This is a genomic window from Oryzibacillus soli, assembly GCF_051594765.1.
Classification (GTDB): Bacteria; Bacillota; Bacilli; order Paenibacillales; family NBRC-103111; genus Paenibacillus_AR.
The window spans coordinates 14,732-38,522 of sequence record NZ_JBPPGJ010000024.1; the positions used below are offsets into that span (position 1 = coordinate 14,732).

The 23,791-nt window shown below is 60.3% G+C and carries 23 protein-coding genes; 14 read left to right on the plus strand and 9 right to left on the minus strand.

Annotated elements, in window-relative coordinates:
• Positions 1-80: 80 nt before the first annotated feature.
• Complete coding sequence (locus ACSEXW_RS24795; protein WP_438448879.1) at positions 81-557, minus strand: DsrE/DsrF/DrsH-like family protein; 477 nt, start codon at positions 555-557, stop codon at positions 81-83.
• A gap of 185 nt (positions 558-742) precedes the next feature.
• Here ACSEXW_RS24795 and ACSEXW_RS24800 point away from each other — a divergent pair, with 185 nt between their 5' ends.
• The 5 genes from ACSEXW_RS24800 to ACSEXW_RS24820 all read left to right on the plus strand — a co-directional run bounded on the left by ACSEXW_RS24800 (position 743) and on the right by ACSEXW_RS24820 (position 5,746).
• Positions 743-1,447 carry an HD domain-containing protein gene (locus tag ACSEXW_RS24800; RefSeq protein WP_438448880.1) on the plus strand — a complete coding sequence of 235 codons (705 nt, stop codon included), beginning with the start codon at positions 743-745 and terminating at the stop codon, positions 1,445-1,447.
• A 551-nt stretch (positions 1,448-1,998) separates the two neighbouring features.
• Positions 1,999-3,270, plus strand: coding sequence for an MFS transporter (locus ACSEXW_RS24805; RefSeq protein WP_438448881.1), 1,272 nt, complete (start codon positions 1,999-2,001; stop codon positions 3,268-3,270).
• Positions 3,271-3,440: 170 nt separating this feature from the next.
• On the plus strand, positions 3,441-3,839 hold the full coding sequence (locus ACSEXW_RS24810) for an RrF2 family transcriptional regulator (protein ID WP_438448882.1): 399 nt from the start codon (positions 3,441-3,443) through the stop codon (positions 3,837-3,839).
• Between the two features lie 88 nt (positions 3,840-3,927).
• Entirely contained in the window at positions 3,928-4,857 is a 930-nt protein-coding gene (locus tag ACSEXW_RS24815; RefSeq protein ID WP_438448883.1) for an NAD(P)/FAD-dependent oxidoreductase, read from the plus strand.
• Positions 4,850-5,746, plus strand: a complete 897-nt coding sequence (locus ACSEXW_RS24820; RefSeq protein ID WP_438448884.1) for a class I SAM-dependent methyltransferase — start codon at positions 4,850-4,852, stop codon at positions 5,744-5,746. Before ACSEXW_RS24815 ends, ACSEXW_RS24820 begins: the two co-directional genes overlap by 8 nt.
• 59 nt (positions 5,747-5,805) lie before the next feature.
• Here the strand turns inward: ACSEXW_RS24820 and ACSEXW_RS24825 are convergent, their stop codons facing one another.
• The 3 genes from ACSEXW_RS24825 to hydE all read right to left on the minus strand — a co-directional run bounded on the left by ACSEXW_RS24825 (position 5,806) and on the right by hydE (position 9,138).
• Positions 5,806-6,417 (minus strand): YitT family protein, encoded by a 612-nt coding sequence (locus ACSEXW_RS24825; protein ID WP_438448885.1) that lies wholly within the window; start codon positions 6,415-6,417, stop codon positions 5,806-5,808.
• Positions 6,418-6,503: 86 nt separating this feature from the next.
• A complete protein-coding gene (locus ACSEXW_RS24830; RefSeq protein ID WP_438448886.1) occupies positions 6,504-7,838 on the minus strand; it encodes a hemolysin family protein in 1,335 nt (444 codons plus the stop codon).
• A gap of 241 nt (positions 7,839-8,079) precedes the next feature.
• Positions 8,080-9,138, minus strand: a complete 1,059-nt coding sequence (gene hydE / locus ACSEXW_RS24835; protein WP_438448887.1) for a [FeFe] hydrogenase H-cluster radical SAM maturase HydE — start codon at positions 9,136-9,138, stop codon at positions 8,080-8,082.
• Between the two features lie 430 nt (positions 9,139-9,568).
• Between hydE and ACSEXW_RS24840 the strand changes: the two genes are divergently transcribed.
• Positions 9,569-10,048: a DUF6530 family protein gene (locus ACSEXW_RS24840; RefSeq protein ID WP_438448888.1), complete on the plus strand. Its 480-nt coding sequence runs from the start codon at positions 9,569-9,571 to the stop codon at positions 10,046-10,048.
• A 48-nt stretch (positions 10,049-10,096) separates the two neighbouring features.
• Positions 10,097-10,465, plus strand: coding sequence for a GIY-YIG nuclease family protein (locus tag ACSEXW_RS24845; RefSeq protein ID WP_438448889.1), 369 nt, complete (start codon positions 10,097-10,099; stop codon positions 10,463-10,465).
• 196 nt (positions 10,466-10,661) lie between these two features.
• On the opposite strand, the gene ACSEXW_RS24850 is transcribed toward ACSEXW_RS24845, so the two are convergent.
• From ACSEXW_RS24850 to ACSEXW_RS24860, 3 genes are all read right to left on the minus strand, one after another.
• Positions 10,662-10,862 (minus strand): cation transporter, encoded by a 201-nt coding sequence (locus ACSEXW_RS24850; RefSeq protein WP_438448890.1) that lies wholly within the window; start codon positions 10,860-10,862, stop codon positions 10,662-10,664.
• 35 nt (positions 10,863-10,897) lie between these two features.
• Positions 10,898-11,251: a metal-sensitive transcriptional regulator gene (locus tag ACSEXW_RS24855; protein WP_438448920.1), complete on the minus strand. Its 354-nt coding sequence runs from the start codon at positions 11,249-11,251 to the stop codon at positions 10,898-10,900.
• 72 nt (positions 11,252-11,323) lie between these two features.
• Positions 11,324-13,747 carry a heavy metal translocating P-type ATPase gene (locus ACSEXW_RS24860; protein WP_438448891.1) on the minus strand — a complete coding sequence of 808 codons (2,424 nt, stop codon included), beginning with the start codon at positions 13,745-13,747 and terminating at the stop codon, positions 11,324-11,326.
• A 244-nt stretch (positions 13,748-13,991) separates the two neighbouring features.
• Between ACSEXW_RS24860 and ACSEXW_RS24865 the strand changes: the two genes are divergently transcribed.
• The 3 genes from ACSEXW_RS24865 to ACSEXW_RS24875 all read left to right on the plus strand — a co-directional run bounded on the left by ACSEXW_RS24865 (position 13,992) and on the right by ACSEXW_RS24875 (position 16,464).
• Positions 13,992-14,609: a hypothetical protein gene (locus ACSEXW_RS24865; RefSeq protein ID WP_438448892.1), complete on the plus strand. Its 618-nt coding sequence runs from the start codon at positions 13,992-13,994 to the stop codon at positions 14,607-14,609.
• Positions 14,610-14,797: 188 nt separating this feature from the next.
• On the plus strand, positions 14,798-15,631 hold the full coding sequence (locus ACSEXW_RS24870) for an RMD1 family protein (RefSeq protein WP_438448893.1): 834 nt from the start codon (positions 14,798-14,800) through the stop codon (positions 15,629-15,631).
• Positions 15,628-16,464, plus strand: coding sequence for an RMD1 family protein (locus ACSEXW_RS24875; protein ID WP_438448894.1), 837 nt, complete (start codon positions 15,628-15,630; stop codon positions 16,462-16,464). Before ACSEXW_RS24870 ends, ACSEXW_RS24875 begins: the two co-directional genes overlap by 4 nt.
• 283 nt (positions 16,465-16,747) lie before the next feature.
• Here ACSEXW_RS24875 and ACSEXW_RS24880 read toward each other — a convergent pair whose 3' ends face one another.
• Positions 16,748-18,250: an IMP dehydrogenase gene (locus ACSEXW_RS24880; RefSeq protein ID WP_438448895.1), complete on the minus strand. Its 1,503-nt coding sequence runs from the start codon at positions 18,248-18,250 to the stop codon at positions 16,748-16,750.
• 384 nt (positions 18,251-18,634) lie between these two features.
• On the opposite strand from ACSEXW_RS24880, the gene ACSEXW_RS24885 reads away from it, so the two are divergent.
• Entirely contained in the window at positions 18,635-19,543 is a 909-nt protein-coding gene (locus ACSEXW_RS24885; RefSeq protein WP_438448896.1) for an EamA family transporter, read from the plus strand.
• Between the two features lie 34 nt (positions 19,544-19,577).
• Here the strand turns inward: ACSEXW_RS24885 and ACSEXW_RS24890 are convergent, their stop codons facing one another.
• Positions 19,578-19,778 (minus strand): hypothetical protein, encoded by a 201-nt coding sequence (locus ACSEXW_RS24890; protein WP_438448897.1) that lies wholly within the window; start codon positions 19,776-19,778, stop codon positions 19,578-19,580.
• Positions 19,779-19,874: 96 nt separating this feature from the next.
• Here ACSEXW_RS24890 and ACSEXW_RS24895 point away from each other — a divergent pair, with 96 nt between their 5' ends.
• Genes ACSEXW_RS24895 through ACSEXW_RS24905 form a run of 3 tightly spaced genes read left to right on the plus strand, consistent with a single transcriptional unit; the run spans position 19,875 to position 23,751 of the window.
• Positions 19,875-21,431: a spore germination protein gene (locus ACSEXW_RS24895; RefSeq protein ID WP_438448898.1), complete on the plus strand. Its 1,557-nt coding sequence runs from the start codon at positions 19,875-19,877 to the stop codon at positions 21,429-21,431.
• Positions 21,428-22,645 (plus strand): Ger(x)C family spore germination protein, encoded by a 1,218-nt coding sequence (locus tag ACSEXW_RS24900; protein ID WP_438448899.1) that lies wholly within the window; start codon positions 21,428-21,430, stop codon positions 22,643-22,645. Before ACSEXW_RS24895 ends, ACSEXW_RS24900 begins: the two co-directional genes overlap by 4 nt.
• Entirely contained in the window at positions 22,645-23,751 is a 1,107-nt protein-coding gene (locus ACSEXW_RS24905) for a GerAB/ArcD/ProY family transporter (RefSeq protein WP_438448900.1), read from the plus strand. Before ACSEXW_RS24900 ends, ACSEXW_RS24905 begins: the two co-directional genes overlap by 1 nt.
• Positions 23,752-23,791: the final 40 nt, after the last annotated feature.

Here is a 23,791-nt window from a genome sequence, read left to right on the forward strand (position 1 = left end):
GTGACTCGAGTCATCATCTTGGCGGCATGACCTTCTCCGTCTGGGGGAGGAGCCGGAATCCGTCCCGGATTCCCCTCCTCTTAGATGAAGAGCTGCATGTCCGAATCGAGGGCGTCGTTCAGGTAAGATTTGGCGTCGATGATCTCCACCTCCGGCAGGAACTCCTCCTGCTTGAAGCCCATGACCTCTACGGAGAGCTTGCAGGCGTAGAACTTAATATTCTTCTTCCGCGCCCCCTTCAGGAAATGGATGAGCCGGGGCGCCTCGTCGTCCTTCAACATCTCCTCCAGCATGTGCTTGCCGAAGCCGGCGAAGTTCATCCGCGACATCGGAAGCTGCTCCGGCCCGCGGGGAGTCAGGAGAGCAAACATCCGCTCATACAGCGACTTGTCCTCGAGGCTCAGCTTCTCCGGATCGCGCACCAGGAACAAGCCCCAGAACGCGAAGAACATGGTCACCTCCACATCCAGCTCCTTGGCCGTATTGGCTAGGATCAACCCGGCCATCGCCTTGTCGTATTCACCCGAGAACATCAGCAGATTCATTCGTCTGTGCATTACGCGCCGCCTCCATCATGGGGATTCCATTCCTTTCCCTAGTGTTGCCGCAGGGAAATCTCTCATCCTGCCGGGCTGTGACGGATTGGCGACAATTGGCTACAATTGGCTGGACACCGCTGTGCGGGGGTGGTACAGTACGTTCACGGAATGGAAAGTCCAGGAAGAGAAGGGATGTTGAGAGAATGACGGAACCAGAGAAGCAGCACGGGCAAAAACCAGCGGCGATACGAACCCCCGCCGAAGCCGCAGAGCGGATCCTCGCGGAAGCGGAGCGTTACGCGAGGGAGCGGCTGGAAGGCGAGACCACCGGCCATGATTGGTGGCATATCAAGCGGGTGGCGGATTCGGCCCGCTCCCTGGCGGAGGTGGAGCAGGCGGACGGGTTCGTCTGCGTGCTGGCTGCGCTGCTTCATGATCTGGCCGACGAGAAGATCTGCGGCGACGAAGCCCAAGGCTTGGCCGAGATCAGCCGCTGGATGGCGGAAGCAGGAGTGGCGGACGCCGACCGGGAGCATGTGCTGGAGATCGTCTCCACCATGTCCTTCAAGGGTGGCGGACGGCCTCCCATGCGGACGCCCGAGGGCCGGGTGGTCCAGGATGCGGACCGGCTGGACGCCATCGGCGCCATGGGCATCGCCCGGGTCTTCGTCTACTCGGGGGCTAAGGGCCGCCCCGCCCACGATCCGGAGGTCAAGCCGCGGGAGCAGATGACCGCGGAGGAGTACCGGAGCGGGAAGGATACGGCGGTGAATCATTTTTATGAGAAGCTGTTGAAGCTGAAGGACCTGATGAACACTGCCGAGGGTCGGCGAAGAGCCGAAGCCCGGCATGCCTTCATGGAGGAGTATCTGGAGCGCTTCTACGGAGAGTGGGAGGGACGGCTGTAGCGGCCTGCCCCGGGCGGATATAGCCGGTCTGGTTCAGGATGGTGCAGCCGTCGTTGCAGCCGGGACTGCTGCGATGCGGGTATAGCTCGTCCGCCACCAGCGCATATTATCCATGCTCCGTCAGGAGCATACCGATTGCGCGAAAGGAGGGTGCCGTGCCATGACCGATCCGAAGAACAAGGACAAGGCTCCGGACGAGAAGGACACCACCGAGCCCCATGACGAAAAGCTGGGCCGTTCCGCCGCCAAGAAGAAGTCCAAGTAAGCGAAGCACGCGTATCGCCTCTTTCGGCTTGAAGCCGAAGGAGGCTTTTTACTTATCCGCGGAGCGTGGAGAAGGGAACGGTGGTGGGGGGACAGTACCACCCTCTACACAGCACCATCCCTCCCCCCCAACACAGCCTCCCTACAGCCGAAGCCTCCCCCTGTGCTTTCCTTTCCCAGCCAATCTTTCCGTTGACGGCTCCTTCCCGGCACAGGTATGATAATGGTCAAATAAATTTGACCGTTGGAGGTCCTCCAACGCGCAACCGTCAGGAGTGTAAGCAACCATGTGGCGCAACCGCAACGTATGGCTCATTATGGCCGGAGAGGCCGTCGCCGGGCTGGGCATGTGGGTCGGCATCATCGGGAACCTGGAATTTTTGCAGCATACGGTGCAGTCGGACACCTTGAAGTCGCTCATCATCCTGTGCAACACCTATGTGGGGCTGTTCCTGGGTCCCTATGCCGGCCGCCTGATCGACGCCTCCCGCAAGAAGACCATCATCAATCTGTCGGGTCTGCTGCGGATCGTCAGCGTCCTGTTCATGTTCGGTGCCATCGCCACGGGGAACGTCTGGTGGATGGTGGTATACCTGCTCCTGCTGGGCACGTCGGCCACCTTCTTCTTCCCGGCTTGGCAGGCCATCATTCCCATGGTGGTGCCCGCTAAGGAGCTGCTGCAGGTGAACAGCCTGTACATGACCGTCAGCACCTTGACCCGTGTCCTCGGCACAGCCTTCGGCGGACTGCTCCTGCTGTACATGAGCTTGAACATGATGTATCTGTGCACCATCATCTCCTACACGGTCCTGTTCCTGATCACCCTGCTGCTCCGTCTGGACGAGAAGCCGGCTGCAGAGGCCGTGGAAGCAGACTCGGCAAAAGCATCCGCTGCCTCCCTCCCGTCCGGCGCAACAACCGGGCCGAAGGCCCCCAAGCAGCGGCCCCGCGGCGGCTTTATGGAGCTGTGGCCCATGCTGAAGCAGTCTCCCAACGTGCTGGCGGCCCTGCTCCTGACCTTCGTTCCCGCCCTGTTCCTGGGAGGCTTCAATCTGGTCATCCTGAAGGTCAGCGAGATCCAGGCCGACACCTCCATCAAGGCCTGGCTGTACACGGCGGAGGGCCTGTGCTTCCTGCTGGGCTCCTTCCTGGTCAAGCGGTTCGGCTCCGAGCGCCGCAGAATGGCCGTGCTGCTCGGCTGCACGTTCATCTTCGCCTCGGCCCATGCTGCGCTGATCCTGGCCTCCGTGAAATTGTTGTCCGTGGTGGCCTTCGGTGCCTTCGGCCTGGCCGCCGGCATCTTCTTCCCCATCACCACCACCCTGTTCCAGAAGGAAGTGGCCCCGGAGATGCACGGCCGCTTCTTCTCCCTGCGGGGGATGCTGGATCGCCTGCTCTTCCAGGTGGTGCTGGTGGCGACGGGCATCCTGCTGGATGCCGTGGGCTTCCAGGCCATGGAGACGATCCTGGCCGTCTGCTCCCTGTCGCTGGCGGGCTATTATACCGCCAAGCGGCTGCGAGGCAGCAAGCCGGCGGAGCGCCCGGCAGCAGAAGCCTGACCGAGGGCCGTACAACGCGCCCGATAGCAGCACCATGATGCCCGGAGATGCTTTCTCCGGGTATTTTTTGGCTATGAGAAACGTAGGATAAATTCAGAGCCCTTGACTATCTCCGGCATCAAAGCTATTATGGATTCATAAAGTCCACAATAGAAAGAAGCCGCCCTAACATGAAATATTCCCAAGCGACCGATTACGCCCTGCATGCCATGCTCTACCTGACGGCCGCCGCTCCCGGCAAGCCGGTCAGCGTCCATCCGCTCGCCGAGAAGCTCGGCGTCTCCCCCACCTACTTGTCCAAGATGCTGGCCAAGCTGGTGAAGGCCGGACTCATTCAATCCGTATCCGGCGCCAACGGCGGGTACCGGCTGAAGAAGAACCGGGAGGATATTTCCTTTCTCGACATCATCCATGCTATCGAAGGTACCGCTTCGGTGTTCGAATGCAGTCTGAACCATGGGGACGACTGTGTCATCCAGAAGGTTGTTCTGGAGGCGGAACGGCAGATGGAGATGTACTTGCGGGAGAAGAAAATTTCCGATTTGGCAGAAGCGATAAAGACGGTGTGACAAGCCGTCCTTTGTTATACCATTATTATGGATATAATGAATCCATTATATCTGCAATATACACTTTACACGAAAGTGGGGAAGCTCTATGAGCTACGACTTTGAATGCGCCATTATCGGCGGAGGTCCGGCCGGGCTGAATGCGGCTCTGGTGCTGGGCAGAGCCAGACGGACCGTAGTGCTGATCGACGACGCCCGGCCCCGAAACGCCGTAACCCATGCCTCCCACGGCTTCCTTACCCGGGACGGAGTCACCCCGTCCGAGTTCCGGCGCATCGCCTACGAGGAAGTGCTTCGGTATCCCTCCGTGGTGCATCGCCCTGCGGAGGTACGAACCGTCTCCTTGGCGGGTGGGGGAGCAGGCTTCAACGTCACCACCTCGGACGGGGCACCGCTCCGGGTTCGCAAGCTTCTGATGGCCACCGGCCTGAAGGAGGCCCTCCCCGATATTCCCGGCTTGAAGGAGCTTTATGGCAAGAGTCTGTTCCAATGCCCGTACTGCGACGGCTGGGAGCTCCGCGATCAGCCCCTGATCCTGGTATCGGGAACGCCGCGGCTGTTCCACATGGCGAAGCTGCTCTATCAGTGGAGCCGCGATCTGACCGTATGCACCAACGGCTTCCGCGTGCTCGAGCAAGACCAGCGGAAGCTCCTGGCCGACCGGGGGATCCGGCTGATCGAGCAGCCGGTGGCTGCCTTCCGGGGCTCCGGAGGGAAGCTGATACGAGTGGACTTTGCCGATGGCTCCAGCCTGGCCCGAACCGGCGGCTTCATCACGCCCCATTGGCTTCCGCAGAACCGGATCGTTCAAGGACTCGGCTGCGAGATGACGGATGGCGGCGGAATCCGGACCGATGCGTGGGGGAGAAGCTCGCTGCCCGGCTTGTATGCGGCCGGCGAGTCGGCCACCGGCGCGTCCTCCCAGCTGATTGCAGCCGCAGCGTCCGGAAGCCAGGCCGCCGTAGCCATCAATACGGACTTAACGGAAGAAGAATGGAGAGGATCTGCACATGGATAAACAGCAGCTATTGAACGCCCAAGTATGGGAAGATGCCTGGAGGGACGACCCGTCGACCTTCGCCAACCGAATGAAGCGAACCGGCTTCGATCCCTATGAAGCCTTTGCCCCCAAAGCGGTGGAATTCGACCGTACCGCCTTCAGCGAGGAAGGCGTGAAAAGACGGGAGCGGATCATGGGATGGCTGGAGGATCAGGGCATGGCCTGGGAGGGCTCCTCCGTTCTGGACGTAGGGGCGGCCTCCGGCGGATTCTCCATCCCCTTCGCCGAACGGGGCGCCATTGTCACAGCGGTGGAGCCCTGCGCTCCGCTCGGCGATCTGATGCAAGCCCATGCGGCCGGGCTTACGGCCGGGAGTGTCACGCTGGTACGGGAAACCTTCGAAGCGCTGGACCCGGCCGCCCTAGGGTGGCATAACCGGTTCGACCTGGTCTTCGCCTCCATGTGCCCGGCCGTGACGGATTGGCAGAGCGTGGAGAGCCTGATCCGCTGCGCCCGCCGGTACGTCTACATCAGCCTGTCTGCCGGACCGCACGAGAATAGTCTGCTGGAGGAGATCCTTCCGCTCGTAACGGACCGGATTCCCAGCCACGGCCATTCGGAGATGGTCTACCTGCTGCAGCTGCTTTATCTGAGGGGGTATTCCTACGCCTCCCTCGTCACCCGGGAAATGAAGACGGTCGAATGCTCCGTCGAGGATGCCGCCGAAGAAATGCTGGCTCAGCTTCGGATGCGGAAGCTGCCGGCGGAGGAGGACACCCGCCGGGTGGTGACGGATTATCTGAACCGCACCTATCCCGGCGGCGCGGTCCGCTATCAGCAGGGAGGCCGCTTCGGCAAAGTGCTGATCCAGCTTGGCGATCTCCGGATGTACAGCAAGAAGGGATGACAGGCCTTCATCGAGGCGGCTGGGTCCGAATACCGCAGCATCGCAAGAAGGCGGAGCCCTTACCGGGCGTCCGCCTCTTCGGTTTGCTGCACCATGCAGCTGGTGGCCACCGCCACCGCCAGCACGGCGATGACGGAGAGCAGCAGGGTTTCCCCCGACAGCAGCAGGGCTCCGATGAAGAGCACCGCCACATCCATCCAGAGGATGATGATGCCGACATTCATCGCTAAGAGCTCGGACAGAAACTGGGCCAGCAGATCCGTCCCCCCGGTGCTGACTTGATAACGCAGCATCAACCCGATGCCCGTGCCCACCAGCAGCCCACCTCCGATGGCGCCGGCCAAAGGATGCAGGGGCATGGGCCCAAATTCCGGAACCAGCACCTGCCGGTAGAAGATGGCCACCACATCGATCAGGACTGAGGAGATCAGCATGCCGTGAAGGCTGTGAAAAAAGAAGCTCCTGTTCCGGTTCCACGCCCAGACGAAGATGGGAATGCTCAGAACCACCAGCGCCAGACCCACCTTCACCTTCCAGATATAATTCAGGATCAGGGCGACGCCCACCAAGCCGCCGTCCATAAGCTCATTCGGAACGAAACATAGATTGATGCCGATGGCCACCATGAGGCTGCCGAAGAACACCGCCGCCATTTTTCGGTGCAGCCGCATCGTAGAGACCGCCTCCTTGCTGCCGGCGTTTACCGAGCAGCCGGTTTTGTGCTTGTCTCCTCAGTATATGCGGCCGTCACAGCCGCTTATGACACCATATCCCCCTCGTCCCCGTATTCTCCCGCACTCAACGGGCGGATCATGATCCTGGAGATCCGGAGGTGGTCCACATCCTCGACCACGAACTCGTAGCCGTTCAGCCGTACGGACTGATGGCGACGGGGCGGAATTTCGACCTGCGCATACAGCCATCCTCCGATGGTATCGTAGTCCTGGGAACGGATATCCAGCCCCAGCTCCTCGTTCACTTCCTCGATGAGCATCAAGCCGTCTACGGAGTAGGTTTCCCCCTCCCGTAGCTCGATAGCGGGGCGCTCCTCGTCGAATTCGTCTTGAATCTCCCCCACAATCTCTTCTAAAATGTCTTCCACGGTAACCAGTCCCGACGTGCCTCCGTATTCATCGATCAAGAGAACCAGATGAGCCCGGTTCTTCTGCATGAGCCGGAGCAGTGCGCTGATCGGCATGGATTCCGGAACGCTCAGCAGCGGACGGATCAGCGTGCGGATATCCTGCCGGTCCGTGTCCGTCTTCAGCAGATCCTTAATATGGACGAAGCCGATGATGCTGTCCTTATCCGGGTCGCAGACCGGATACCGGGTCAGCATCTCGCCGATGGCGATCGCCATATTTTCCTGATACGTCAGGCCGGCATAGAGGCACACCATCTCCGTGCGGGGGATCATGATCTCCCTCGCGCTCGTCTCGGAGAAGTCGAAGATATTATCCACCATCGTGAATTCCGTCTGATCCAAGAGGCCGCTGTTGCGGCTCTCCTTCATGAGCGACCGGAGCTCCTCCTCGCTGTGGACCGGATCCCGCTCCTCCTCCGGGCGGATGCCCGCTCTGCGCAGAAGGGCGTTGGACAAGCCGTCCAGCATCCAGATCAGCGGCCCCATCAGCTTGAAGAACGCCATCAGCGGTCCCGCGAACCACAGCGTGATCGGCTCCGCCTTGCGGATGGCATACGTCTTCGGGAACTGCTCCCCGACCGTAATATGCAGCACCGTAATCAAGAAGAAGCCCAGCAGCAGGGAGACGGTGTGCACCGCCCCATCGGAAGCGCCCAGCCGGTGCAGGAGCGGCGCCAGCACGGCGGATACCGCCGGCTCACCGACCCACCCCAGCGCCAGGGAGGTCAGGGTGATCCCCAACTGGCATGCAGACAGATAGGCGTTCAGGTTCCCCACCACGCTCCGGGCGAATCTGGCCCGCAGGTGCCCCTCTTGGATCATGGCGTCCAGCCGGGATATTCGGACCTTGACGATGGCAAATTCAGCCGCGACGAAAAATCCGTTCAGCATGACCAGCACCGGTACCAGCAGCAGCAGCATTGCATAAGGAATCGGTTCGGTGTCCAATAAGAGTCCCGCCCTTGAGCCGGCAAGCGGCGGGTCCACCCCCTCGTTTCCATTCTTCCCGGCCAACCGGATACTACCATATCTATTCGCTTCGGCTTGGTTCCTAGACCGGATTTTTGTCAGGTTCCGGGGGAAAATCCCGCTTTTCGGCCCAGGTGCCGCGGAAAGACCAAAAAACCGCCCGGGCTTATGGCCCAAGCGGTCTCATTGCTCCACTTATAAGGATGAGTGAACCCGCGGCTTATCCGACGGACGGCTCCGTCCAGTTCAGACTGTCTCCGCGGCCCATGTCCACGTCGAAGCCGCTGACCTTGATGCGCATCTCGATGCAGTTCCGGCAGTGGGCGGCCTCATCGCCCGTGCAGATCTTGTTCTCGTAGAGGGCATACTTCTCCCGCACGGAGGTCGGCGACAGGTTCGGCATCACCACATTGGCTCCCGCCTTGATGGCGCGTTCGCGGCCTTGGGGGTCCAGGCTGCCCATAGCCGTGGTAGCTGGCAGGTTCGCCTTGGGCACCAGCAATCGGGCCATGGCGACCATCACCAGCGTGGCCTCCACCCTGCCCCCCTTGGAGCCCTTAAGCGGCGTATCATTATGCGGGATGAACGGCCCGATACCGATCATGTCCGGCTGGAAGCGGTGCAGGAAGTCGAGATCCTCGGCCAGATGCTCCAGCGTCTGTCCCGGCAGACCTACCATGAAGCCGGCGCCCACCTGGTAGCCGATCTCCTTCAGAATGCGGAGGCATTCCATCCGGTTGTCGAAGGACATTTTAGGATGAAGGCTCTCGTACAGCTCCCGGGATGCGGTCTCATGGCGAAGCAGGAAGCGGTCCGCCCCTGCGGCGTACAGCTTCTCGTAGGTGGCGCGGCTGCGCTCCCCGATGGATAAGGTCACGGCCACATCAGGATAGGTGCTCTTGATCAGGTGAAGGATCTCCATGAGCCGCTCTTCGGTGTACCAGTAGTCTTCGCCGCTCTGGAGCACGAAGGTCCGGTAGTCCAGCTCATAGCCTTCCTTGCAGCATTCCAGAATCTCCTCCGGGGTCAGCCGGTACCGGTCCGCATTCCGGTTGGAGGCCCGGATGCCGCAGTACATGCAGTCCTGCTTGCAGTAGTTGGAGAACTCCACCAACCCACGCATGAACACGCGGGGTCCGTAATGGGCCAGACGGGTGCGGTGGGCGTAATCGAACAGCAGCTTCTTGTTCTCTCCCTCGTCCAGATGGCGGAGAACCTCTATGATCTCTTCCTTCGTCAATGCATTCGTCTCATACAGCTTATCCAAGAGCTCTCTCATCGTTCGGTCCCTCCCTGCGAGGCCACAAGCCATTTCTATCGATAGGATGAACGTAGCACGCCGCCAAAAGCGCGGACTATGACCTTCTTCACAGTATGTGCTTTATTTCACAAAGATGTGCGTTTCCAGGGGCCGTGGGTGACTTCACTGCTACTTGGCTACTTGGGTTACCTTGGGTTACTTGGGCTACCTTGGGTTACTTGGGTTACTTGGGTTACCTGGGCTGCTTGGGCTGCTTGGGCTGCTTGGGCTACTTGGGCTTGGTGCCATGAATGACTTGGCTGGCTTGACTCCCCCCCACCTTTGACGCTCCTTGGACTCGTGCAGGATTGACAGAAGCGGATGGGTAAGGTATTCTAATCTTCATTGGGTAGTAATTTAGTAAATTAGTAATTTAGTAAATATTCGCACCGCCAAAGGAGGAACCTCCATGAAAATTCCCACAACCCTTAAACATAAGCCCGTCCTCGTGTCCGAGAATTACGAGAACGTGGACGGACGCTATGCTCATCATTCCGACGCAAAAGGCCTGTCCTTGGGCTTGGCCCAATGGAACGACCGCGGCCGGGTGGATATATCCGCCAAGGTCTGGCGCTATACCGGAGAGAAGTGGTCCCGGCAATCCGAGGAGCTGCCCCTCCATCGGGTACTGGATCTGGCCATCCTGGTGGGCCGCGGCCTGCAGCACTTCCGGGAGGCTTACCGATACAAGGACCTCTACGACCCGGAGCAACCGGTCATCGACCGGATTGGCCTGCAGGGAGACGCCATGACCCTGGCCGTATGTACGGATAACGACCGGATCCAGGAGGATATTCGGCTGTTCAGCCAAGCGCTAAGCGAGGACGGCGAGCTCATCGGGGAGCGCCTGTCCACCTTGTCCCGGATTTTGAAGGAGCTTGGATATTGATAGCTGGCGGGAGCCTGCCACACGACGCAGCACTAGGAGGGAATACGCATGGATAAATCAAGACGCAAGGAGCTCCAGGAACAATACAAGGAGATCAAGACTTACCTGGGCGTCATCCGGATCACCAACCAAGTGAACGGCAAGATCTACGTGGCCGGATATCCGAACCTGAAGAACAAGTGGCTGATGATCCAGAGCCAGCTGGACTTGGGACGCTTCCACATTCTGCCGCTTCAGAAGGAGTGGAAGGAATACGGCGCTGCCGCCTTCACCTACGATGTCCTCGAGGAAAAAGCCGCCGACGACATCTCGGATGTTTCCTGGGCCGTCAAGCAGCTGGAGAAGGTGTGGCTGGAGAAGCTGCAGCCTTACGGCGAGCGGGGCTATAACCGGTTGAAGCCGAATCCTGCCGATTAAATTGAAGGGAGCCGAGAAGCCTTAACGGGCTTGGGGGCTCCCCTTTTTCTTGCTGAAATGCGACTCCCCGTCAATTGGCGGGCAGTGGCTTCGACGGCCCCACCTGCCCCCGCGCTCCCGGCCGGCTCAAGGCCACCAACAATAAAGACAGGCTCGACCCGGATTACCCGGATCGGCCTGCCCTACAGCTCCTTGCTTACACCACATCGTAGCCTTGATCTTCGATGGCCGCCTTGATGGCGTCCAGGTTCAGCTTGCTCTCGTCGTACTGGACGGTGACCGTCTTGGCGTTCAGGTCCACGGTGCCGGAGGCTCCGGCTTGCTTTAGGGCACCCTCTACCGATTTCACGCAGTGACCGCAGGACATTCCTTCGACTTTCAATGTGGCTTGTGCCATGGTTCATCTCTCCTTAGGATTCGTAATAGAATGAATTATTTCATCAGCTTGTTGACGGTGATCAACAGCTCGTCGATGACTTCGTGATCGCCTTCCATGATGCGCTCCACCACGCAGGACTTCAGGTGGCCCTCCAACAGCTGCTTACCGACGCCGTTCAGCGCCGACTGGATGGCAGCCAGCTGGTTCAAAATATCGTCGCAGTAGACGTCCTTCTCCACCATACCCTTCACACCCCGGATCTGGCCCTCGATCCGGTTCAGCCGGGTAATCAGATTGGCTTTCATCTTCTCGGAATGGTGGCTCTTGCGCTCGCCCCCCGTATGACAGCAGTTCTCGGCCGCCTCATCCTGCTCAGGCAGATCCTTCCGTTCGTGCTCTCCGTTCATGCTCTCCATGCTTCCCTAGCTCCCTTCCCTCTCTCCTCTTGGACAGTCCCTTCCCTCACTATATGCGCCGTCTCAGAGCTTGATCCGCTGCAGCCGCAGCGCGTTCATCACGACCGAGACGGAGCTCAGTGCCATCGCCGCACCGGCCAGCCATGGAGCCAGGAACCCAGCCGCTGCGATCGGAATGCCCAGGGTATTGTAGGCCAGGGCCCAGAATAAATTCTGCTTAATGTTCCCCATGGTCCGGCGGCTCATGTAGATGGCGTCGGCGATGCCGTTCAGGTCTCCGCGAAGCAGCGTGATGTCCGCCGCCTCCAGGGCCACGTCGGTGCCGGTGCCCACCGCCATGCCGATGTCGGCCGTAGCCAGCGCAGGAGCGTCATTGATGCCGTCGCCCACCATGGCGACCCGCTTGCCCTCCTGCTGCAGCTTGCGGACCTCGGCGGCCTTGCCCTCCGGCAGCACCTCGGCCAGCACCCGGCGGATGCCCGCCTGCTTGGCGATAGCCTCAGCCGTCCGGCGGTTGTCGCCGGTGATCATCACCGTCTCGATGCCGAGCCGGTGCAGACGTTCCACAGCCTGGGGGGACGTCTCCTTCATCGTATCGGCCACAGCCACGATACCGGCCCACACACCGTCCACCGCCACCAGCATGGAGGTCTTGCCCTCCCGCTCGAGACGCTCCATCTCCGGCTCCGCCGCCGCCATTGCCACGCCTTGGCCGGTCAGCAGCCGGCGGGTGCCGACCAGGAGCTCCCGGTCGTCCACCCGGGCCCGGATGCCGTAGCCGGGGATGGCCTCGAACGCTTCGGCATCCGGAAGAGCCAAGCCCCGGTCTGCAATCCCGCGGACGATGGCGTCGGCCATCGGGTGCTCGGACGGCTTCTCCGCCGCCCCCACCAGCCGGAGCAGCTCCTCCTCCCCGGCCACCTTGGCGCCTTCGGCCAGGATGACGTCCGTCAGCACCGGCTTGCCGTAGGTCACGGTGCCGGTTTTATCGAGCACGACGGTGTCGATCCGGCCCGTAAGCTCCAGGTGCTCGCCGCCCTTGAAGAGAATGCCCGCCTCCGCCGCCCGGCCTGAGCCGGCCATGATGGAGGTGGGGGTTGCCAGCCCCAGGGCGCAGGGGCAGGCGATGACCAGAACCGCAATCGCCTTCTCTAGGGCTTCGGCGAAATCGCCGGGCACCCCGATGAAGTACCAGATCAGGAAGGTGGCGACGGCAAGACCCACCACGATGGGAACGAACACGCCGGAGATCAGGTCGGCGACCCGCTGGATGGGCGCCTTGGAGCCCTGGGCCTCCTCCACCACCTTGATGATTTGGGCCAGAGCGGTATCCTTGCCCACCTTGACCGCTTGAATCCGGAGGGAGCCGTTCTTGTTCAGGGTGGCCCCGATGACGGTGGTGCCCGGCTCCTTATCCACCGGGATGCTCTCCCCTGTCAGCATGGATTCGTCCACGGACGAGCGGCCCTCCAGCACCACAGCGTCCACGGGGATCTTCTCGCCCGGCTTCACCAGGATCACGTCGCCCTGCAGCACCTGCTCCACCGGCACCTGCAGCTCTGCGCCATCGCGGATGACCGTCGCCGTCTTCGCCTGCAGCCCCATTAAGGTCTTGATTGCCTCGGAGGTGCGGCCCTTGGCCAGAGCCTCGAACAGCTTGCCGAGCAGGATCAGGGTGATCAGCACCGCGCTGGTCTCGAAGTACAGCCCGGGCATATGGTGCCCGCCCTCCGACCACCACTGCAAGACCAGGTACACGCTGAAAAAATAAGCCGCCGACGTGCCCAGCGCCACCAGAACGTCCATGTTGGCGCTGCCGTTGCGAAGCGCCTTGTAGGCGCCCACATAGAATTGTCGGCCGATCCAGAATTGAACCAGGGAGGAGAGGGCCAGCTGAACCCAAGGGTTCATGAACGCCTCCGGCACCCACAGGAACGACAGCCAAGAAAAGTGGCCGACCATGGACCACAGAAGCGGCAGGGACAGGATGGCGGAGGCCCAGAAGGTAGCCTTCTGACGAGCGATATCCTTCTTCCGGTGGTCGCCCGCATCGGCTCCCGCTTCCTGCTTCACGGCCGCCGTATACCCCAGCTGCTCCACCTTCTGGATCAGATCGGCCGCCGCCAGCCCGCCGCCGCTCCATTCCACCCGGGCCGTCTCCAGCGCCAGATTCACGCTGGCCTTGGACACGCCGGGCATCCGGGAGAGGCCCTTCTCGATCCGGGCGGCGCAGGCCGCACAGGTCATGCCTCCGATAGTCAGGTCTACGGACTCCTTCGCCACACCGTAGCCCAGGTTCACCACCTTGGCCTCCAGCTCCTCCGGCTTCAACTGTCCGGGATCATAGTTCACGGTCGCCCGCTCCAAGGCCAGGTTCACGTGGGCGCGTTCCACCCCTTCCAGCTTGCTTAAGCCCCTCTCGATCCGAGTGGCGCAGGCGGCGCAGGTCATACCCGTAATCTGCATCGTCGTTTGTTTCGATTCCATGGAGTTCGCCTCCCTCTATGATCAATATCCGCGGTTTAGAGAACGGAACCCGGATCTTTTTGTAGGATACCCCTGTAGGGTATATCTAGCTGATGAATGTATCATAACATACCCCCTCCCCCTATGCAATAGAGGCTGAAGATAAAATTCATGAGATTATCATTTTTCGCCCGGGGAATGAAGGCGTGTTCACTTTATAATGGGAGGGAAAGCACTATACTATGTATATCTGGAGGGCCCCACCATGGACTTTCTCACCAGTCTCCCGCATCCCGAGGTTGAGATCGATCGTGAGCTGCTGAATAAAGCCGTTGACTTGTCCCAGGGTGACAGCCGTGCCGTATCCTCCTTCCTGACTGCGGCCCTGCGCACGTATATCAACAAGACCAAGCTGGAAGCACTCGGCTTCAAGGAGACGCTGTTCCGCCTGCGGAAGTTCGACGAAGTGAAGAAGGTCTACTGCAAGAAGATCGCCCAACATGAGAAGAAGACCGATGAGAACACGCACCTGAATGACCCGAATTTCTGCGGCATCATCTACCCGTCGACCCTGACGGAGGTATTCCTGACGGCCCGAGGCAACCTGATCGTCCAGAAATCCGTCGCCCGTGAGATTCTGTACTGCAACGGACAGGCGGTACGCGAGACCACCTTCAGCTCGTCCGAACGATTCCATAATGAGGCCGAGGAGCATCTGGCGCCGCGGGTGATGGACATCATCATCCACAACCAGTTCGAAGCCATTCGCCGGGAGCTGCCCGAATCCATTCATACTACCGTCATCGCCGCCCTGAACAGCCGGATCAGCCAGCGACTGGCCGACCAGCTGGACCAAGATTTCCTTCGGGAGCTGGAACTGTAAGCATCCTCATACAAGAGTCAAGCCCGGAACGCTGATCCGACCAGGATGGCGCCGGGCTTTTTCACGCCAGAGGGTATGGCTTGGCCCGGTTTACAAATTCTACATAATAGGACAATGTAAAAAGCACCTTCCGGAGCATTACCCGGGCGCCGATTATTGGTATAATTCCTTAGAAGGGTGATGCACATATGGAAACCATGAGCTTCAAAGCTTATGCCGTCAGCAACGAGATCGACCTGAACAAAATCGCCAGCGACTGCGGAATCCCCAAAAAATACACCTGGGAGGAGCCGCTGGTCCTGCAGGGGGACATCCTGAAGAACATTCTGAAGAAGCCGGTGGGCGACACGCAGAAGGTGCTCGTCTTCTCCTTCGGCAGCGTGGTCTTCATCAACCATACCGGTCCCGAGGAAGTCACTGTCTTCCTGCAATACGTCCGCACCTTCGAGTCGGACATCGACATGCGCAATCTGGACACCTATACGGATGACTATTCCCTGCACGTCGGCGCAACCGCCACCGAGGGCACGGAGCTGACCGACGAATATGTGGTGGTGCCGGAATACGAGATCTTCTATCCGGAGCTCATCTCCATCGTCATCGCCAAGTCGGTGGCCCTGGAGAAGACCGAGGAGCAGCTGGGCCGGATTCTGGACCGTCTGGAGACCATGATCGAGCGGCTGGAGAAGGGCAATCTCCGGATCAGCGACAAGGAGCTGGCCCGTACCACCGCCCGGATCGTGCGCCACGAATACAACACCATCGCGTACATCATGATCCTGGATAAGCCGGACATCACCTGGGCCAACAGCGTGGCCGGCGAATTCTACGATAAGATGACGGAGTTCTTCGAGCTCTCCGACAGGTACCAGATCCTGAAGAGCAAGACCGAGATCCTGTACAACATGATGGACGGCTTCTCCACCATCAGCCACTCCATCCGCGGTCTGTTCGTCGAATGGATCATCGTCATCCTGATCGTAGCCGAAGTGATTCTGATGCTGGTGGAGCTGATCAAATGACCCCCGGAACCGTTCTTCGCTTCCGCAGCTCCAAGATCAGTCCTTCCATTCCTCTCGAGAAGGTGGCGAGCTTCTTCCAGCTCCAGCGGGCCAGCAGCTGGAAGGAATATATCGTCCTGCAGGGTCCCCAGCTGGAGGAGATCCTGAAGCGCCAAAGCGGCCCCCTCCAGGCTTATCTGTTCGAGTTCGGCTGCATCACGTTCGTCAACTTCGAGGAGGCGGACGTCAGCGTGTTCCTCGAATTCATCGCCGGACTGACGGAGGGCATCGATTACGAGATGGTGGCCCGGTTTTCCGAGAGCCATACGATCCTGGTGCAGAATCCGGAGGAGATCCGCCCTTTTCCCGAGAGCGGCGCCGTGTACCGGTACGAGGAGTCCTTCATCCCGCTGATCTCCATCCTGCTGGCCAAGTCGTCCGCCATGAACAAGATCGAGCTGGACGTGGAGTCCAGCATCGACGAATCCGAACGCTACCTGAACGACCTGAACCGGGGCAAGCTCCGCATGAACAAGCGTTCCCTGATGAGCGTCGTCTCCAAGTTCCTGAAGTTCGAGTATGAGAGCATCCACAACATCCGCATCTTCGACCGGTCCCTGGCGGAGGAGCTGAACCTGACCCTGAACGGGAGGCGGCTCTACGACGCCTTCTCCGAGTACATGGAGATCAACGACCGGTTCGACGTGCTCCAGAGCAAGATCCACAGCCTGCGCAGCACCATGAAGTCCTACCATAAGCTGAGCCACCGCCACATGGAGAACCGGCTCTACTGGTTCGAGATCTTCCTGCTCGGCCTGTTCCCGATCGCAGGGTTGATCCACCTGTTATGGTAGCTCTGCAAACGGCCGTATCCCTTCCATCCGATCAACGGCAGATTTGCCGTTCGGTTCATCGTGTTCCCCATCATCCGACTTGATGAACGGCATTTATACCGTTGATGGGAGGGTGAAAGTACCCTGGTTCCCTTCTATGGGGTAACAAGCGGCAGATTTGCCCTTGATCTCGGATTTGGGCGTTGATCCAAGCAACCAGCGGCAATAGTGCCTTTGGCTGATCAAAAAATAGAGCCCGGAGAGCATTCTCCGGGCTTCTTCTTGTTGGGATTGCATCCGATCATCAATCGCCTGACAGGCTGTTCTCCTTCAGGATGACGTCATGGGCGCCGCCCTCCACCAGGCTGGTAGCGGATACCAGGGTGATCCGCGCCTTCTGCTGGAGCTCTCCGATCGACAGGGAGCCGCAGTTGCACATGGTAGACTTGATCTTGTGGAGGGTCTTCTCCAGGTTCTCCCTCAGGCTACCCGCATAAGGAACGTAGGAATCCACGCCTTCCTCGAACACGAGCCCCGCCTTGCCGCCGGTATCGTACCGCTGCCAGTTGCGGGCCCGGTTGGAGCCTTCGCCCCAGAACTCCTTCACGAAGTTGTTGCCGATCTTCAGCTTCTTCGTCGGGCTCTCGTCGAACCGGGCGAAATAGCGGCCCATCATGACGAAGTCCGCGCCCATGGCCAAGGCCAGGGTGATATGGTAGTCATGCACGATGCCGCCGTCGGAGCAGATCGGCACGTAGATGCCGGTCTCGGCGAAGTATTCGTCCCGAGCCGCCGCTACCTCGATCAAGGCCGAGGCTTGTCCGCGGCCGATGCCTTTTTGCTCCCGGGTAATGCAGATGGAGCCTCCGCCGATTCCCACCTTGATGAAGTCAGCTCCGGCGTTCACCAGGTACAGGAACCCTTCCCGGTCCACCACGTTGCCGGCGCCTACCGGGATGCTGAAGTTGGCCTTGATGAACTCGATGGTCTCCTTCTGGTACTCGGTATAACCGTCGGAGGAGTCGATGACGAGGCAGTCCGCGCCCGCTTCCACCAGAGCCGGCACCCGCTCTTCGTAATCCTTCGTATTGATGCCCGCGCCGACGATGTAGCTCTTATTGGCGTCCAAGAGCTCCAGAGGATTCTCCTTGTGCTCGTCGTAGTCCTTGCGGAACACCAGATATTGCAGCACCTGCTGCTCGTCCACGACAGGCAGGCAGTTCAGCTTGTGGTCCCAGATCAGGTCGTTGGCCTCTCCCAGCGTGATGCCCAGCTTCCCATAGATCAGGTGGGAGAACGGGGTCATGAACTCTCCTACCTTCTTGGTCAGGGCATCGCGGCTGACGCGGTAGTCCCGGCTCGTGACGATACCCAGCAGCTTGCCGTTGGGGGAGCCGTCATGGGTGACCGCTACCGTGGAATGTCCCGTCTCCTGCTTCAGCGCCAGCACGTCCTCCAGCGTATGCTCCGGGGTCAGGTTCGAGCGGCTGACGACGAAGCCGGCCTTGTAGCTCTTGGCCTTGCGCACCATCCGGGCTTGATCCTCTACCGTCTGGGAGCCGAAGATGAACGAGATGCCGCCGCATCGCGCCAGCGCGACGGCCATGTGGTGGTCGGATACGGCCTGCATGACGGCGGACGAGAACGGAATGTTCAGCGAGATGCCCGGATCCTCTTCCCCCTTCCTGAACTTGGTGATCGGCGTCTTCAGGCTTACCTTGGACGGGATGTTCTCCTTGGTTGTCAGATTGGGGATGAGCAGAAATTCACTGAACGTCCGGGACGGTTCCAAATAATAAAAGGCCACGCTCCTAATCCTCCTAACGGTTACTCTAAATTTTTACTATGCTATCACCGAAGCCGCTTCCGCGTCAATAGCTTTTTGCCGGACCAGGAGGAGGCCGCATACTTTGAGTCCGGAATCCGCATTCTACTGCTTGTACCAATGAGTTCAAGGAGGCATCCGACCTTATGGGAAGAGACGACCATAACCGCAAAATGCACGACCGCAACAACCCGAAGCTCCGCGTGCGCATCGGGCGTGCCGTGTTCCCGATGGAGAGCCGGCTTGTCGGGTGTGCACCATCAGGGGCCTCTTCGCTTCCCCCCTGGTTGCCGCCTCCGGCAGGCCATGGTACCATGGAACAATCTGTATGCCGTCTTACGGCTCTGAAGGAGTTGGTTCATCCTCATGCCCATCCGCCCGATACTCTTCATTATAGGAGGCGCCGTCAGCTTCGGCGTGCTCTCCACCATCGTCAAGCTGGCTTACGGAGACGGATTCACCACAGGAGAAGTGCTGGGAAGCCAGGTATTTACCGGCTGGTGTATGCTGCTGGCAGGGCGCCTGCTCCTGCTTCGGAGAGGGCTGCCCTGGCGGAGCTGGCTGCGGCTCTTGGCCGTCGGGACCTTCAGCACGCTGACCGGCTGGTTCTACTATTCCGCCCTCCAGACGATTCCGGCCTCCGTCGCCATCGTCCTGCTCTTCCAGTTCAGCTGGATCGGCGTCCTGCTGGAGGCCGCCGTTACCCGACGCTGGCCCTCGCGCTCCAAGGCTGCCGCCATCCCCGTCCTCATCGCAGGGACGCTCTTGGCTGGAGGCATCGGCGCCGGAGCGCTGGAATGGAGCACCGGGCTCCTCTACGGCCTCTTGTCCGCCGTCAGCTTCACCCTGTTCATCTTCTTCAGCGGCCGGACGGAGCCGGAGCACCACCCGCTCCAGCGGGCTTTCGCCATGACCACCGGCGGCATGCTGCTGGCCTTTGTGCTGTTCCCTCCAGCCTTCCTAGCGGACGGGACCTATCTGAGCGGGGGCCTGTGGAGGTTCGGCGTGCCGCTCGGCTTCTTCGGTATGGTGCTGCCGAATCTGCTCTTCGCCGCGGGCATGCCCAAGATCGGACCCGGCCTCGGCTCCATCCTGAGCTCCGCGGAGCTGCCTACCGCCGTATTGCTGTCCCGGCTCGTCCTGGGCGAAACCGTGCACCCGCTCCAATGGCTGGGGGTTGCCCTGATCCTGGGGGGCATCGCCCTGCCGCAGGCGGCGTTCACCAGCCACCGGCAGCGCAGGCCGGCAGCGCCCACGCTTCCCCGGACCGGCTGACAGCCGCTTCATGACAACGAAACCCACCCAACCCCTATCCGGGGTCTGGGTGGGTTTCGTTCTGTGTGCCCGGCTTCTTCGAAGAGCCGGGCATCCGAATCCGCCGGCCGGCAATGGTCAGCCAGAGCAGAAGCGGCATCAGGAGATTGAGCGCAAAGATGGTCCAGACGAAGCCCCACACGAACCAGGGGGCGTTCAACACATACCGGTAGATCCACATCGAATAGAAATCCATCTCATCCCGTCCTTCATCCTTCTTCCGCAATATGCATAGTTTACCAGCCCGCCGGACAGATTATACGAAACACACCCTGCGTGAGGTGACCCCATAATGAACGGGCAGGCGCGTGAAAGCAAACATGATCTATCCGACAGCCTGGAGAAGAACCGGAAATCCATCCGGAAGCTCTTGGGCCAATCCGTGGACCTGGTTGAGCGGGAGTTTGCCCTCCGCAAGCCGGAGGACAAAAAGGGCTGTCTCTATTATTTTGACGGGCTGGCGGACGGCAAGGTGGTCCAGAACGGCATCCTCGAGCCTCTACACCGGTATGAGGAGGATGTGTCCAGCCTTCAAATCTTGCAGGAATCCGTCGTGAATACGACCGATTTCAAGCGCATCACAACCTTGGAGCAGGCCTCGGAGGGCATGTTCGCCGGCCTTACGCTCCTGCTCCTGGACGGCTCGAAGGAGGCCCTGCTGCTTAACACCATCGGCGGGCCGGTCCGCAGCATCGACGAGCCTTCCACAGAGCCGGTGATCCGCGGACCCCGGGACGGGTTCACCGAGATCATCCGGACCAACACCGCTCTGCTTCGCAGACGGCTGCACAACCCGAACCTGCGCATTGACGAGACCAAGGTAGGCCGCAAAACCCATACTCTCGTCAATATCGCCTATATTGAAGGGCTCGTGAAGGAAGGGCTGGTCGACGAGATCAAGAGACGGCTGGACAGCATCGATATGGATTCCGTTATCGGCAGCGGCTATATCGAGGAGATGATCGATGACGAGCCCCTCTCTCCCTTCGTTACCACTCAAGCGACGGAGCGGCCCGACAAGGTGGCGGCCTGCCTCCTGGAAGGAAGGGCCGCCATCTTCGTGGACGGAACCCCCTTCACCCTCATCGTGCCGGCCACCTTCTGGATGTTCATCCAAGCGAGTGACGATTACTATTCCCGGTATTATGTGGGCTCCTTCTTTCGTCTGCTGCGGCTCGCCGCCCTGATCATCAGCTTGACCCTGCCCTCCATCTACGTCCTCGTCGCCAGCTTCCATCAGGAGATGATGCCGACGGCGCTGGCGCTGACCATTGCCGCAGGCCGGGAGGTGGTGCCGTTCCCGGTGCTGTTCGAGGTGCTGCTGATGGAGCTGTTCTTCGAGCTGATGCGGGAGGCGGGTCTCCGCATGCCGCGGCCCATCGGCTCCGCGGTCAGCATCGTCGGTTCCCTGGTTATCGGCCAAGCGGCCGTACAGGCGGGCATCGTAGGCACCTTCGCCGTCATTGTCGTCGCTGTAACGGGGATCGCCTCCTTCTCCGTACCCAACTATGCCATCTCGTTCTCCGTCCGGATCACCCGGTTCCCCCTCTTGATCGCCTCGGGCACCATGGGACTGTTGGGCTTCGGCGGGGTACTGGTTATCATGCTGCTGCATATCCTGTCCTTGAAATCCTTCGGGCAGCCCTACATGGAGCCCTTATCCCCCTTCCGCCCGTCGGAGCAGAAGGATATCATTCTGCGCATGCCGTGGTGGACCATGAAGAAACGGCCGTGGCTCTCCCAAGGTGACCCCAACCGGATGAGGAAGGGCGCCATGCCGGGACCGGATACCTTCGGAGAGAGCTCCCGGACCGGGAAGCAGGAAGAGAAGGAGGAGAATCAGCCATGAGTCTATGGAGACGGGCCCTTGTGGTCCTCCTGACGGCGGCGCTCCTCCTGCCCGCCGGCTGCGGCAAGCTGGAGCTGAACCAGATGGCTCTCGTTATGGCCGTCGGCCTGGACAAGGCCAAGTCAGGCAATGTCCGGGTTACGGCCCAGATCGTACGGACCCAGGCCGCGCGGGGAAACACCCAGGGCTCGGGCGGCGTCAGCGGGGAGCCGGTCTGGATCGTGAGCGCCGAGGGGAAGTCCATCTTCGAGGCGATCCGCAACCTGGGCCGGTTCACCTCCCGCAGGGTGTTCTGGGCCCATAACCGAGTCATCGTCATCGGCGAGGATCTGGCCAAGGACGGGATCCGGGAGGTGGTCGACTTCTTCACCCGGAACCATGAGCTCCGGATGAACACCTGGGTGGTCGTCACGCCCGGCCAAGCCAGCGAGCTGGTCTCCACCGACACGGGGGCCGAGCCGATCCCAGGAGACAGCATCGACCGCTTGTTCCGGTTCAACCGGATCGTCTCGGAGGCTCCCCGCACCACCATTAAGGAGGTGGGGGCCGCCTATCTGAGCCGGTCCTCCAATCCGGTCATCGCCCTGGTGAAGAAGGCGAAGCACGAGTACGACATGAAGAAGCCGTCACCCAAGCCCAAGGAGGACCAGGTCGAGCTATCCGGCGCCGCCGTATTCCGGAACTCGAAGATGCTGGGGACCTTATCCCCCGGGGAAAGCCGGGGACTTCTGTGGTTTATAGAGAAGATGGAATCCAGCGTCATCTCCCTGCCATGTCCCGGAGAAGACAAGCATACCGTCAGCCTGGAGATGCGGGGCAACCGCTTCAAGGTGACACCCTCTTACGATGGCGAGCAGGTAAAGTTCCGCGTGAAGCTCCATGTCACAATGGATCTGGTGGAGTTGGGGTGCACCGCTCCCGATGGAACCGAATCGGCTGCCAAGTCTCTCGAGAAAGGAGCCGCCGCCAAATACAAGGGAGATCTGGAGGGTGTGCTTAACAAGGCGATCAAGGTGTACAAAACCGACTTTCTGGACTTGGGCAAGGAATTCCAGAACCGGTATCCGGGCCAATGGAAAACCATTCGCAACCGATGGCAGGAGGTCTTCGCTGAATCAGAGGCCACAGTGGAGGTTACCGCCGAGATCACCAACCCGGTGCTGCTGATTCTGCCCACCCGTCCACTGGGCCAACAGGAGGGGGAGAACGACTGATGAAAATCCGGATATCCGAAGGCATGCTGATGGCCATGATCATGTCCATGGTCTATGCCAAGGCCTTGGGCGTCACCCAAGGGGTCATGGCCCGGGAGATCTACGGGGACATCTGGCTTGCCACCCTCTTCTCCACTCTGAAGGGAGCCGCGATCATGCTCTTGACCGTCATGATCATCAAGCGGATGCCCTCCAAGACGATCCTGGAGCAGGCGGAGATCCTGCTGGGACGGTGGCCCGCCAAGGCTCTGGGTCTATTGCTCTTCGTCTTCTTCACCGGGGCCTTCGCCACGATCATGATTACCTTCGTGTACCACATCATGGACTATTTTTTGCCGCAGGCACCGACCTACCTGTTCTTCATCGTCGCATTGTCCGTCGCCTTGTACGGGATGTATAAGGGGCTGGAGGTCATCGGCCGCACATCCTTGCTGGCCATTCTCTGCATGGTCGTCTTCAATATTCTGATGATCCTCGGGTCCCTGCAGCAGATGGATCTGAAGGAACTCAGGCCCGTGGTGGAGAGCGGCTTCCTCCAGATCCTTCATACCAGCCGGCACAACGATACGGATTGGGGCATGGCTACCTTGATGACCGCGCTGATTCTTCCCGTTGTGGCACCCAAGGAGAAATGGACCAAGGCCGGCGTCATCGGCATTGTGTATGGCGGCATCATCGTCGTGCTGTGGCCCATCCTGGAGGTGGTCGTGCTGTCCCCAGAGATGGTAGCCCAATATATCGTCTCCTGCATGCAGCTGGCCCGGAGCGCGGAGATCGGGGTGTTCATGCACCGGTATGAGATGATCATGGTAGCCATGTTCATTATCCCGCTGTTCGTTCAGATCCTGCTCTGCGAGTACTGCGCGGTCAAAGCCTTGTCCTACACCTTCGGAGCCGACAAGCAGACCCCGTTCTATATTCCGGTCACGCTTGTACTGGGCGGCTCCAGCTATTACGTCGTCAGCAGCCACTTCCGGGCCATGGAGTTCCTGTCCCAGATCTGGCCCTACATGGCGCTGCCCCTTGCATACGGGGTTCCTCTCCTGGTCTTGGCGGCGGGCTTCCTCCGCAAGAGCCGCTTGAAGCCCTCGGCCCGGACGAAATAAAACAGCGGTTGGCGCAGAATGTCTGCCCAACCGCTGTTTT

Coding starts and splice junctions, on each gene's coding strand:
- ACSEXW_RS24795 (WP_438448879.1), bottom strand. CDS start 557: ATGCACAGACGAATGAATCTGCTGATGTTCTCGGGTGAATACGACAAG.
- ACSEXW_RS24800 (WP_438448880.1), top strand. CDS start 743: ATGACGGAACCAGAGAAGCAGCACGGGCAAAAACCAGCGGCGATACGA.
- ACSEXW_RS24805 (WP_438448881.1), top strand. CDS start 1,999: ATGTGGCGCAACCGCAACGTATGGCTCATTATGGCCGGAGAGGCCGTC.
- ACSEXW_RS24810 (WP_438448882.1), top strand. CDS start 3,441: ATGAAATATTCCCAAGCGACCGATTACGCCCTGCATGCCATGCTCTAC.
- ACSEXW_RS24815 (WP_438448883.1), top strand. CDS start 3,928: ATGAGCTACGACTTTGAATGCGCCATTATCGGCGGAGGTCCGGCCGGG.
- ACSEXW_RS24820 (WP_438448884.1), top strand. CDS start 4,850: ATGGATAAACAGCAGCTATTGAACGCCCAAGTATGGGAAGATGCCTGG.
- ACSEXW_RS24825 (WP_438448885.1), bottom strand. CDS start 6,417: ATGCGGCTGCACCGAAAAATGGCGGCGGTGTTCTTCGGCAGCCTCATG.
- hydE (WP_438448887.1), bottom strand. CDS start 9,138: ATGAGAGAGCTCTTGGATAAGCTGTATGAGACGAATGCATTGACGAAG.
- ACSEXW_RS24840 (WP_438448888.1), top strand. CDS start 9,569: ATGAAAATTCCCACAACCCTTAAACATAAGCCCGTCCTCGTGTCCGAG.
- ACSEXW_RS24845 (WP_438448889.1), top strand. CDS start 10,097: ATGGATAAATCAAGACGCAAGGAGCTCCAGGAACAATACAAGGAGATC.
- ACSEXW_RS24850 (WP_438448890.1), bottom strand. CDS start 10,862: ATGGCACAAGCCACATTGAAAGTCGAAGGAATGTCCTGCGGTCACTGC.
- ACSEXW_RS24855 (WP_438448920.1), bottom strand. CDS start 11,251: ATGAACGGAGAGCACGAACGGAAGGATCTGCCTGAGCAGGATGAGGCG.
- ACSEXW_RS24860 (WP_438448891.1), bottom strand. CDS start 13,747: ATGGAATCGAAACAAACGACGATGCAGATTACGGGTATGACCTGCGCC.
- ACSEXW_RS24865 (WP_438448892.1), top strand. CDS start 13,992: ATGGACTTTCTCACCAGTCTCCCGCATCCCGAGGTTGAGATCGATCGT.
- ACSEXW_RS24870 (WP_438448893.1), top strand. CDS start 14,798: ATGGAAACCATGAGCTTCAAAGCTTATGCCGTCAGCAACGAGATCGAC.
- ACSEXW_RS24875 (WP_438448894.1), top strand. CDS start 15,628: ATGACCCCCGGAACCGTTCTTCGCTTCCGCAGCTCCAAGATCAGTCCT.
- ACSEXW_RS24885 (WP_438448896.1), top strand. CDS start 18,635: ATGCCCATCCGCCCGATACTCTTCATTATAGGAGGCGCCGTCAGCTTC.
- ACSEXW_RS24890 (WP_438448897.1), bottom strand. CDS start 19,778: ATGGATTTCTATTCGATGTGGATCTACCGGTATGTGTTGAACGCCCCC.
- ACSEXW_RS24895 (WP_438448898.1), top strand. CDS start 19,875: ATGAACGGGCAGGCGCGTGAAAGCAAACATGATCTATCCGACAGCCTG.
- ACSEXW_RS24900 (WP_438448899.1), top strand. CDS start 21,428: ATGAGTCTATGGAGACGGGCCCTTGTGGTCCTCCTGACGGCGGCGCTC.
- ACSEXW_RS24905 (WP_438448900.1), top strand. CDS start 22,645: ATGAAAATCCGGATATCCGAAGGCATGCTGATGGCCATGATCATGTCC.